This window comes from Candidatus Polarisedimenticolia bacterium, assembly GCA_035764505.1.
Classification (GTDB): domain Bacteria; phylum Acidobacteriota; class Polarisedimenticolia; order Gp22-AA2; family AA152; genus AA152.
Genome location: DASTZC010000284.1, coordinates 1 through 9,929 on the forward strand (window position 1 = coordinate 1; position 9,929 = coordinate 9,929).

11 protein-coding genes are annotated in these 9,929 nt (G+C 66.9%); 9 read left to right on the forward strand and 2 right to left on the reverse strand.

Features of this window, described 5'->3' with window-relative positions:
• From VFW45_18580 to VFW45_18590, 3 genes are all read left to right on the forward strand, one after another.
• Positions 1 to 738 (forward strand): dihydroorotate dehydrogenase electron transfer subunit (locus VFW45_18580; protein HEU5182801.1); only part of this gene is annotated, 738 nt, incomplete at its 5' end.
• On the forward strand, positions 735 to 1,682 hold the full coding sequence (locus VFW45_18585; GenBank protein ID HEU5182802.1) for a dihydroorotate dehydrogenase: 948 nt from the start codon (positions 735 to 737) through the stop codon (positions 1,680 to 1,682). The genes VFW45_18580 and VFW45_18585, both read left to right, overlap by 4 nt.
• A gap of 20 nt (positions 1,683 to 1,702) precedes the next feature.
• Entirely contained in the window at positions 1,703 to 2,146 is a 444-nt protein-coding gene (locus VFW45_18590) for a septal ring lytic transglycosylase RlpA family protein (GenBank protein ID HEU5182803.1), read from the forward strand.
• Positions 2,147 to 2,466: 320 nt separating this feature from the next.
• On the opposite strand, the gene VFW45_18595 is transcribed toward VFW45_18590, so the two are convergent.
• Positions 2,467 to 2,919 (reverse strand): thioredoxin family protein, encoded by a 453-nt coding sequence (locus VFW45_18595; GenBank protein ID HEU5182804.1) that lies wholly within the window; start codon positions 2,917 to 2,919, stop codon positions 2,467 to 2,469.
• Positions 2,920 to 3,878: 959 nt separating this feature from the next.
• Here VFW45_18595 and VFW45_18600 point away from each other — a divergent pair.
• The 6 genes from VFW45_18600 (at position 3,879) to VFW45_18625 (ending at position 9,021) form a co-directional block, all read left to right on the forward strand.
• A complete protein-coding gene (locus VFW45_18600; GenBank protein ID HEU5182805.1) occupies positions 3,879 to 4,103 on the forward strand; it encodes a hypothetical protein in 225 nt (74 codons plus the stop codon).
• Positions 4,104 to 4,276: 173 nt separating this feature from the next.
• Complete coding sequence (gene pyrF, locus VFW45_18605) at positions 4,277 to 4,990, forward strand: orotidine-5'-phosphate decarboxylase (GenBank protein ID HEU5182806.1); 714 nt, start codon at positions 4,277 to 4,279, stop codon at positions 4,988 to 4,990.
• A gap of 77 nt (positions 4,991 to 5,067) precedes the next feature.
• On the forward strand, positions 5,068 to 5,826 hold the full coding sequence (locus VFW45_18610; protein HEU5182807.1) for an MBL fold metallo-hydrolase: 759 nt from the start codon (positions 5,068 to 5,070) through the stop codon (positions 5,824 to 5,826).
• Positions 5,827 to 6,684, forward strand: a complete 858-nt coding sequence (locus VFW45_18615; protein ID HEU5182808.1) for a hypothetical protein — start codon at positions 5,827 to 5,829, stop codon at positions 6,682 to 6,684.
• The gene (locus VFW45_18620; protein ID HEU5182809.1) at positions 6,681 to 7,799 is read left to right on the forward strand and encodes a patatin-like phospholipase family protein; all 1,119 of its coding nucleotides are present in this window, start codon (positions 6,681 to 6,683) and stop codon (positions 7,797 to 7,799) included. Before VFW45_18615 ends, VFW45_18620 begins: the two co-directional genes overlap by 4 nt.
• The gene (locus VFW45_18625) at positions 7,792 to 9,021 is read left to right on the forward strand and encodes a Xaa-Pro peptidase family protein (GenBank protein ID HEU5182810.1); all 1,230 of its coding nucleotides are present in this window, start codon (positions 7,792 to 7,794) and stop codon (positions 9,019 to 9,021) included. The genes VFW45_18620 and VFW45_18625 overlap by 8 nt, the downstream gene beginning before the upstream one ends.
• 10 nt (positions 9,022 to 9,031) lie before the next feature.
• Here the strand turns inward: VFW45_18625 and VFW45_18630 are convergent.
• The coding region (locus tag VFW45_18630; GenBank protein ID HEU5182811.1) for a hypothetical protein at positions 9,032 to 9,929 on the reverse strand (898 nt) is incomplete at its 5' end.

The following is a 9,929-nucleotide window of genomic DNA, read 5'->3' on the forward strand; positions in this document are numbered from 1 at the left end:
CTGGAAGCCGATCTGATCGCCGCTTCGGCGCGCGCCGGCCAGTTCGTCATGCTGCGCTTCGGCGGCGCCTGGGATCCCTTCCTGCCGCGGCCGATGAGCATCAGCGACGTTCTTCCTCCCGAAGCGGGAAAGCCGGGCCGCATTCAAGTGCTCCATAAGATCGTCGGGCGCGGAACCGACCGGCTGGCGCGTCTGAGGGCCGGAGAGAACCTGCAGGTCCTCGGCCCTCTGGGCCGCCCTTTCGAGATTCCCGCGGGCACTGCGAAGGGGCCGGCGCTCATGGTGGCCGGCGGAATCGGCGTCGCCATCTTTCCTTTTCTGGTCGGCGCCTTGCAGCGGGCCGGACTGCATCCGATCCTCCTGTTCGGGGCGCGCGGAACGCACGACCTGGTGCGCCTGGAGTGGTTCGCCTCACGGAGCGTCGAGACCCGCACGGCGACGGAGGACGGGTCGCACGGGAGAAAAGGCCTGGTCACCGACCTTTTGAAGGAGGCGATTCAGTCTTCTCCAGGCGCCATCGTCTACGCCTGCGGGCCGCACGCCATGCTCGAGGCAACCAGCGGCGTGGTGGTGCCGGCAGGAATTCCAGCCCAGCTCTCTCTGGAGTCGTACATGGGGTGCGGCATCGGCGCCTGTCTCGGATGCGTGGTGAAGTCACGCACGGCGGAAGGATGGGCCTATCGCCGCATCTGCGTCGACGGCCCCACGTTCGCCGCGGCGGAGATCCTGTGGCGATGAGCTCTTCCCCTCGCCTCGAAGTACGGCTCGGGCCGCTGACCCTGAAAAACCCCGTGATCACGGCTTCAGGAACCTTCGGCTACGGGACCGAGTTCCTTCCCTTCATCGACCTGTCGCGTCTCGGCGGGATTTGCGTCAAGGGGCTCTCCCTGATGCCGCGCAAGGGAAACGCGCCGCCGCGCACCTTCGAGACGCCGGCCGGAATGATCAACGCCATCGGCCTGGCGAATGTCGGGGTCGAGGAGTTCGTGAAGGTGAAGCTCCCGCCGCTGAAGAACTGCGGCGCGGCGATCATCGCCAACGTTTTTGGCGAGACGGTGGAGGAATACGTGGAGGTGGCGCGCATCCTCTCCGGCGCCGACGGGGTGGCGGCGTTGGAGCTGAACATCTCCTGCCCCAACACCGCCCGCGGCGGCATGGTCTTCGGCTGCGACCCCGACGGGACGGCCCGGGTGGTGTCGGCGGTGCGCAAGGTCACCACCCTTCCCCTCATCGTGAAGCTCACGCCCAACGTCACCGACATCACGGCTATCGCCCGCGTCGCCGCCGGCGAGGGTGCCGACATCCTCTCCCTGGTGAACACCTTCCTGGGGATCGCGGTCGACGTCCGCCGCCGGAAACTCGTCCTGGCGAACGGCGTCGGCGGTGTGTCGGGACCCGCCATCAAGCCGCAAGCGCTGCATCTGGTGCACAAGGTCTTTCGCGACCTGAAGACGCCGATCATCGGCATGGGCGGGATCATGAGCGCCACCGACGCGCTGGAGTTCATCCTGGTGGGGGCCCGGGCCATTCAGGTGGGGACCGCCAACTTCATCGACCCGGCCTCGTCGGTGAAAATCCTGGACGGATTGTCGGAGGCGATGCAGGATATGGGCGTCGAGGACGTCAACGACCTGGTCGGAACGGTACGCGACGGCGGCCCCGCTCCGGAGTACGCCACCTGAAGCGGGGCTCGGAGCCCTGGATGACTCGACCCCATCGCCGGCGCGCGGCGCAGCTGTTTGCCGCGGTCTTTTTCGTGCTTCTCGCCGCGCGCTGCGCCAGCACTCCCTCCAAGGCCCCCCAGACCCCCGCCGACTGGTCCGCCTTCCGGCAGGAGGGAACGGCCTCCTGGTACGGTCCCACTTTTCACGGCAAGACGACGGCCAACGGCGAGCGCTACAACATGCTCGGCATGACGGCCGCCCATCAGAAGCTGCCCTTCAATACCATGGTCAAGGTGACGAACCTCGAGAACGGCGTGACCGCCGTGGTGCGGATCAACGATCGCGGGCCGTTTCTCAAGGGGAGGATTCTCGATCTCTCGTACGCCGCGGCGCGCGCGCTCAAAGCCAACGGGCCCGGCACGATCCGGATACGTCTCGAGGTGGTGAAGGTCGGCCCTGCCAAGTCTTATAAGAAATCGTAGTGACCAGGGGCACCGTTTCAGGCGGCGGCACAAAGCGGCCGCGCCTGAACGGCCGCCGCTTGATCAGGTGCCCTACTCACAGAGTGCCTTGATGAGGCCGGATCAATTCGGCTCGCCTGAAGACTTCCGCTTGATCATGCGCTTTGGAGAAACGGGGTGGGAGCCTGTCGATCCTGCCAAGGGATCTTTCAAGAGGTCATCTGAGGAGTGGAACCGCTTCGTAGTTCGCCGTTCAGGCGTTCAAGCGGCGGCCGTTCAGGCGCGGCGATTCTCAGCCGCCGCCTGCAACGGTGACGCTGATCACCAGGGTAACCCCAAAATTACATATCCTGGCGGGGGAGCTCGAAGCCGAAGAGACGATGCAGCTCGGCGATCGCCTGGTCCCCTTCGGCGACCAGCGTGCCGTCGGGGCCGTAGAGGCGCAGGAACGGGAGATCGGTCACGCCCTGCTGCTGGGCCACCGGATGGCTCCAGCTGACGATGTCGATCTTGCGCAGCGCCAGATTGTCGTGGCTGCGCGCCAGATCCTCCAGCAGCGGCGAGAGCTCCCGGCAGGGCGGACACCAGTCGGCGTAATAGTCGAACAGCGTGTATTTCCCCGCCACCAGGTGGGTCCGCAGATTGAGAGGCCTTCCCTTCGAAATGACCTGGATGTCACCCAGCTCCGCCGGACTGCCTGCCGGCTGGCGCTCCAGCGCCAGGAAGACGCTGATTCCCGCAATCAGCGCTGCGGCCGCCAGCGCCCCCGTAATCAGCTTCGAAGGTTTGCTCATGTCACCTATTCTGCGGCGGCCGTTCAGGCGCGGCGCTTCTCAGCCGCCGCCTGCAACGGTGTCCAAGATCCTCCAGGCAAACTGCAAAGTTCAGACGCCGCAGTCTTCCCCATAGATCCCAGTCCCGGTAAAGCACCTGATCAAGCGGCGGCCGTTCAGGCGCGGCGCTTCTCAGCCGCCGCCTGCAACGGCGTCCAAGTTCCCGCAAAGCAAGATCTCGGAAATTATCCAGACCAGACACGGCAGGGTCAACTCCCCGTCGCAATCCGATTCCCTTCCACCCTGAAATGGCGAAGCTCCCCCCAAAGAAAAAAGCGGGGCCCTCGGACCCCGCTCGAAGGATGGAGCAGTTTTCCGTTCCTACGGGCAGGCGGGGCCCAGTACGAGACCGAGTGGCCCCGGAGCGTCCCAGCGATAGCAATCTTGCGGCGCGGGATTGTCGAAATTGGGACCTACCGCCGTGCAGGCCGGTCCTGCGACCATACCGCTATACCCGGCCTCGTAGAACGTGACCGTTCCCACGGGAGGAATTGCGCTATCGCCGCAAGTGAAATCGGGAGGAAGCGGTCCTGGCGGGACCCCGAATAACGGGGCACCGTCCACATCGCAGGTGTTGAGCACCGCCGACGACGTTGCAGCTGGCCGATGCAATTGGAATCGGATTCCAGGGGACTGCCAGAAGCAAGGGAGGGGGGACGAGAGGAAAAGGTCCCGTCGTGACAAAGGCATTGCCCCAAAGCGCTGGAACGCGCGCGTGGCATACCCATCCGGCATGCGGCCCAAGGGTATCGGGGTCCACATGGTGTTCCCAGTTGTGGGTCGTGGCACAGATCAACGAGCCCGTTGCCCCCAGGGCGCCGCATGCGGCCGCTCCGAACGACCAAGTCGTAAACCCAGCGCGGCACTGTCCGGCCACCAGGTTTTCACCGGCCACGCATGGCGCGACGGGAATGTCGGCAATGCGCATCCCGACAGGCACGCAGGCCCCAGCCCCTTGTGGGGTGGTGACCAGCGCGGTGGTGCAGGACGTATCCGAGCAGCAGCGGACCTCGACGCCGAAGTTGTCTCCGTCGACCTCGTTGCTGAGCTTGATCGACGCGACCGTCGACCAGTCCTGGATGACCGTCGTCGGCCCGTTGATGCGTGAGAAGTGGAACTGGGGCACGCCGTCGGCGCAGCCTTGAATTCCCTGACATACTGGGTACGGCGATTCGGAATATCTGTCAAGGAATTTTCTCTGCCTCCAGCTCTGAATAACCTGAACGGATCCCGGAACGGGTATCATCGGCATGAGAATCTCGTGGCAGGGTGCGTTCCTCTTGCTCCGGAAGGCCAGATTTGTGAGAATCACCCTTCGATGAAGCAACGAGCCGAGTTGATCGTAGCGCTGGATACCCCTTCGAGAGACAAGGCCCTCGATCTGGTCCGCGCGCTGAGGGGGCAGGTCTCCCTCTTCAAGGTCGGCATGGAGCTGTTCACCGCGGCCGGGCCCAGCGTTATCCGCGACCTGAAGGGACTCGGAGCAGAAGTCTTCCTCGACCTGAAGTTCCACGACATCCCGAACACCGTGGCGCGCGCCTGCGCCGAGGCGGCGAAGCTCGGGGTCGCCATGGTGGACGTGCACCTGTCCGGCGGCGCCGCCATGCTGCGCCGGGCCGCCGACGAGATGGAGGCGGTCTGCGCCATGAACCGGCTGCGGCGACCGGCGCTGCTCGGCATCACGGTGCTCACCAGCCTGGGCGAGGAGGATCTCCCCGCCGTCGGCATCGGCCGCCCTCCTCTCGAGCAGGTCCTGGCCCTGGCGGCGCTGGGCAAGGAGGCCGGCCTCGATGGTGCCGTCGCCTCGGGGCGCGAGATTGCCGCGCTGCGCGAGCGCTGCGGACCCGATTTCGTCCTGGTGGCGCCGGGCATACGTCCCGAGGGTTCCTCGGCCGACGATCAGGTGCGCATCTTGACCCCGCGCGAGGCGGTCGAGGCGGGGGCCAACTTCCTGGTGATCGGCAGGCCCGTCACCGGCGCTTCCAGTCCCGCCGTCGCGGCGCGCGACATTCTGCGCAGCATCATCCTTTGATAGAATGACGGCGCGCCTCGCCGAATCCGGGTCCGAAGCGGGTCGGAAAGCGGCCGGCGATCGGCGGGATTCGATCCATGAGAGTGACGTTTCTCGGCACGGGGACCTCCACCGGCGTCCCGGTCATCGGCTGCGGCTGCCGGGTCTGCACCTCGAGCGATCCCCGCAACCAGCGTCTGAGGCCTTCGCTGCTCCTGGAGTGGAGAGATTTCAGGATTCTGGTCGATTCCTCGAGTGATTTCCGCCAGCAGGCCCTGCGGCACCGCATCGACCGTCTCGATGCCGTCCTCTACACGCACGCGCATGCCGATCACGTCATGGGACTGGACGACTTGCGCATCTACAACTTCCGCCAGCGAGCCGATCTCCCGGTGTACGGCAGTCCCTCGACCCTCGATCAGCTGCGGCGCACCTTCTGGTACGCCTTCGAGGAGACCCAGGAAGGCGGCGGCAAGCCGCGCCTCGACCTGCGTCGCATCGAAGCTCCTTTCGATCTCCTCGGCGAGGTGGTGACTCCTGTGCGCCTCTGGCACGGCGATCTCGAGGTCACGGGCTACCGCATCGGCAATTTCGCCTATTGCACCGACTGCAACCGGATTCCGCCGGAATCGATGCGCGCCCTCGCCGATCTCGACATTCTGGTCCTGGACGCATTGCGGCCCACGGTGCACCCGACCCACCTGTCGATTCCCCAGGCGCTGGCGATTCTCGCCGACCTGCAGCCGCGCCTCGCCTACCTCGTTCACATGAGCCATGACGTGGAGCACGCCGAGACCCAGGCGCTGCTCCCGGCGTCGGTCCATCTGGCCTATGACGGCCTGGTCCTCGAGACTTAGGTGAGACAGCCGCTTGCCTTCGTCCCGCTCCTTCTGCTGGGGTTGGCGCATGCGGCGGCGGGCCACGCCGCCGCCCCGGAAGCGCCGCCTCTCGACAACGAAGCCGTCGTCCGGATGGTGATGCAGCGGCTTCCCGAAGCCGACATCGTGAAGAAGATTGACGCGGCGCCCAAGGTCTCGTTCGACCTGGAGCCGGAGGTGGTGGTCGAGCTGCAGCGCGTCGGCGTCAGCGACCGTGTCCTCGCCGCCATGCGGCGGCGGCAGGCGGAAAACCCGGTGCCGCCGCCTCCACCTCACCCGGCGGTGCCGATGGGCAAGCTTGAAATCCGCGTCGCCCCGGGCGGGGAGGGCAAGAAAGCCGGCGAGCCCGCGGTCTTCCAGGTCATCAAGAAGACGCCGCGCTGGGCGGCCAACGAGCTGGGGATGCTGCAGAAGGCCGAAGTGGAGGAGCTGGCTTTCTTCGTCGTCTGCACGCGGCCCGACCATGTCCCCGACCACTGGCAGGATCGGACCGAGCTCAAGGAGTTCGCGCGGCACGAGAAGCTGCTGTTCCGTCCCGGCAGCCATCCGGGCAAGATGAAGGGATTCGAGACTCTGGTGCTGGATCTTCCGGAGAGCCTCACGGTGGAGGTTCCCGAGGGGGCGCACCGGCTGGCGGCGGGAGTGGCGGCGAAGGCCGGGCCCGACTGGCACGTCCTGGGGAGCGATGCCCGTGACCCGGTGAATATCCTGGCCGGCGCCGTCACGACCCTGCGCATCGCGCTGGGCGGCAAGGTGTCCGGCTCGCGCATGGAGGGCTTCTCCGAGCAGCAGGCGATTACCATCCTCGAGGTCATCCCGCCGGCGGAGGGAACATGACCCCGGCGGGAATCCACGGCGGACGGGGAGGCAAGCGGGCCCTGGTCCTGGTGGGCGGGGGGATCACCGGGGCCATGTACGAGTTCGGCTGCCTGCGCGCCTTCGACGACTTCTTCGCCGGCGAGCTCTCCTCCCTCGATTTCGATTGCTACATCGGCACCAGCGCCGGCGCGGTGGTCGGCATGCTGCTGGCCAACGGCGTCAGCCCCGCCTCGGTGATGGACATCATCGCCACCAGCCAGAAGCACCCGCTGAATTTCCGGGCCGAGGACATCTTCCGCTTCGACTGGGAGAACTTCCGACGCTCCCTGAGGCGCACGCTCGGCATGATGCCGGCGGTGTACCGCTACTACCGTCGCCACCGCACCCCCTTCTCGCTCCAGAGCCTGCTGGGGCTCCTTCAAGAGAACCTCCCTTCGGGACTGTTCTCCATGCGCGACTACATCCGCTACCTCGATTCGCTGATGCGCCAGATGGATCTCTCCCCCTCGTTCCGCGGCCTCAAGAAGGAGCTGTACATCCCGGCCATCTCGCTCGACCGGCCGATGCGCACCGTCTTCGGAGACGAAGGCAGCCGCGACGTGCCGATCTCGCGCGCCATTGCCGCGTCTTCCGCCCTCCCCTTCTACTTCGAGCCGGTGTCGATCGACGGGGTGGATTATGTCGACGGCGGTACGGCGCAGCTGGCGCACGTCGACATCGCCATCAACCAGGGAGCCGACCGGATCCTGGTGTTGAATCCCATCGTGCCCATACAAAATGACCAGAGCCGCGTCTGCATTCCCTCCTTCTCGGGTGGCTGCGTGCGCATCGCGGAGAAGGGGATCTCCTACGTCTGGGACCAGGCGGCGCGCATCAACAGCCACGAGAAGCTGGAGATGATCCTGGCGCGACTCAAGGTCTCGCATCCCTGGGCGAAGATCGTCCTGGTGGAGCCGGGAGGCACCGACACCGTCCTGTTCGCCCAGCACATCCTCAGCTACGCCTCGCGCGTGCAGATCCTCGATTACGGCTACCGCTCCACGCGCGCCTTCCTGCGCGAGCGCGGCGCGGAGATGCGCGAGCTTTTCCTGCGGCCGGCGGTGCCGTCCCCCGTGGAGACCAGCCTTGGATAAATCGCGCCGCGACCTGCTGGCGCTGTCGGCCGCCGCGGCCGCCGCCACCCTGCTGCGCTGCGGCGATGCCGCCTCGCGCTCGCCGTCTCCCGACGTGGATGCCAAGCCGGCGGCCAGGCCCGCAACACTTCCTCCCCCCATCCCGCCGGAGCGCTATGCGGCCCGCCGCGAGAAGGTGGCGGCCCGCATGGAGCAGGAGGGAATCGATGCTTTGCTGCTCACCCCTTCTCCATCGCTTCTCTACCTGACGGGGGCCGATCTGGGTCGCAGCGAGCGGCTCATCGCGATGGTCATGCGCCGCGACGGAACGTGCGAGTCGCTCGGACCCGCCTTCGAGGCGGAGCGCCTGACCGGCTCCGGGATGCCGGGGCGGCTGACGACCTGGGAGGAATCGCAGGATCCCGTGGCGGCGCTGGTCGGCATCCTCACGCGCGTCGGGCCGTCGCCGCGCCTCTCGGTGGAAGGAACGACCTGGCTTGACGACCTCGCTCCCCTGTCGCACCGCATGCCGGGCGCCCGCATCAGCAGCGCCACGCCCCTGCTGGCGGAGTTCCGGATGAGGAAGGAGCCCGAGGAGGTCGAGCTGATTCGCGCCGGGGCGCAGATTACCGTCGCCGCGATTGGCCAGCTGATGAAGGAGCTGAAGGCGGGAGTTTCGGAGGAGGAGCTGCTGGCGCGGGCGAAGGCGATCGCCCAGGAATCGGGCGGCGAGCTGGATGGGCTGGTGCAATTCGGCGCCAACTCGGCGGTGCCGCATCGCGGGCCCGGCTCCGCGCGTCTGCGGGAGAGCGACGTGGTGCTCTTCGACATGGGAACGAAGATCCACGGCTACAGCTCGGATGTCACCCGCACCTTCGCGTTCGGGCGCCCGCCCGAGCGCTACTCGCAAGTGCACGAGACGGTGCGCGCCGCGCAGGAGGCGGGCTTCCGCGCCGCCCGTGCCGGGATCCCCGCCTCCGCCGCCGACGAGGCGGCCCGCTCCATCATCCGCAAGGCGGGATTCGCGCGGTATTTCACGCACCGCCTGGGACACGGCATCGGATTACAGGGGCACGAGCCCCCCTACCTGGTGGCAGGCAACCCGCTCGCCCTGGCGGAAGGAATGACGGTCACGGTCGAGCCCGGGATCTATCTTCCGGGAGAATTCGGCGTGCGTCTCGAGGATGACGTGCTGGTGCAGGCCGCCGGCAGCGAGGTCCTCTCCGCCGAGGGCGGCGCCTGAGAGGCGTCTGTCAGGCCAGACGGAATCCCCGCCCGCGCCGCGACACCAGGAACCCGTACAAGCCGAGCCCCGCGGCCAGGCACAGGGTCATCACGGTGCCGCCGAAGTACCACTGTCCCGAATCGTAAGTGAGCGGAAAGCCCTGGTACAAAATGAAGAAGGCCGCAATAAGGCTCAGCAGGCCGAAGCGCATCACCGTCGTCAGCATGATGCCGGCGCAGGCCCCGTAGACCGCGATGTCCAGCGGCAGGCTGCCGCTGCCGATCACCACCACGAACAGGCTCGTCCCGAGGATCAGCACCGCGGTCGTCGCCAGCCATTGGCGGCGCAGCAGCGCCAGGAAGAAGAAAAAGGAGGCGACCATGATCATGCCGTTGATCACGGCGTTGAGCTGGAAGCCGAGGACCGTGTACACGAAACCGCGCACGCTCAGGAGGGCGCCCAGCGACGAGGGGAGCGGACGCGGCGGCGGGGCACCGCCCAACGTCGGTCCCAGATAGTAGTCGAGCAAGGTCAACAGCGTCACGGCCGCCCCCGCGACGCAACCCACCAGGATGTCGCGCCCCACCAGGGGATCGGTGAGCCGGCCGGCGGTCAGGCGCGTCCAGGAGACGAGAGCCCCGGGCCAGCGGCGGCGCACGAAGGGCTCGACCGCGATATAGAAGATCCAGACCAGTCCCCCCAGGTACAACCCGAACCCGAGCGCCTGCTGGACCATCCTCCACTCCCCGACCAGGGAGGGAACATGGCTCGCCGCCAGGAACCAGATGGCCAGGAAGAGCAGCAGCGTATACAGCGACAGGCGCAGGGCCCCGCGGCGGTCGCCGCGCCCGACCTTCAGATTGTGGCGCGCCACCAGGACCCCGGTGCCGAGCAGGATCAGGATCAACGCGAAGATGATCGTCTGT

Excerpts from the sequence above, each read along its gene's own strand:
- VFW45_18585 (HEU5182802.1), top strand. The coding sequence starts at position 735 with ATGAGCTCTTCCCCTCGCCTCGAAGTACGGCTCGGGCCGCTGACCCTG.
- VFW45_18610 (HEU5182807.1), top strand. The coding sequence starts at position 5,068 with ATGAGAGTGACGTTTCTCGGCACGGGGACCTCCACCGGCGTCCCGGTC.
- VFW45_18595 (HEU5182804.1), bottom strand. The coding sequence starts at position 2,919 with ATGAGCAAACCTTCGAAGCTGATTACGGGGGCGCTGGCGGCCGCAGCG.
- pyrF (HEU5182806.1), top strand. The coding sequence starts at position 4,277 with ATGAAGCAACGAGCCGAGTTGATCGTAGCGCTGGATACCCCTTCGAGA.
- VFW45_18600 (HEU5182805.1), top strand. The coding sequence starts at position 3,879 with ATGCGCATCCCGACAGGCACGCAGGCCCCAGCCCCTTGTGGGGTGGTG.
- VFW45_18620 (HEU5182809.1), top strand. The coding sequence starts at position 6,681 with ATGACCCCGGCGGGAATCCACGGCGGACGGGGAGGCAAGCGGGCCCTG.
- VFW45_18590 (HEU5182803.1), top strand. The coding sequence starts at position 1,703 with ATGACTCGACCCCATCGCCGGCGCGCGGCGCAGCTGTTTGCCGCGGTC.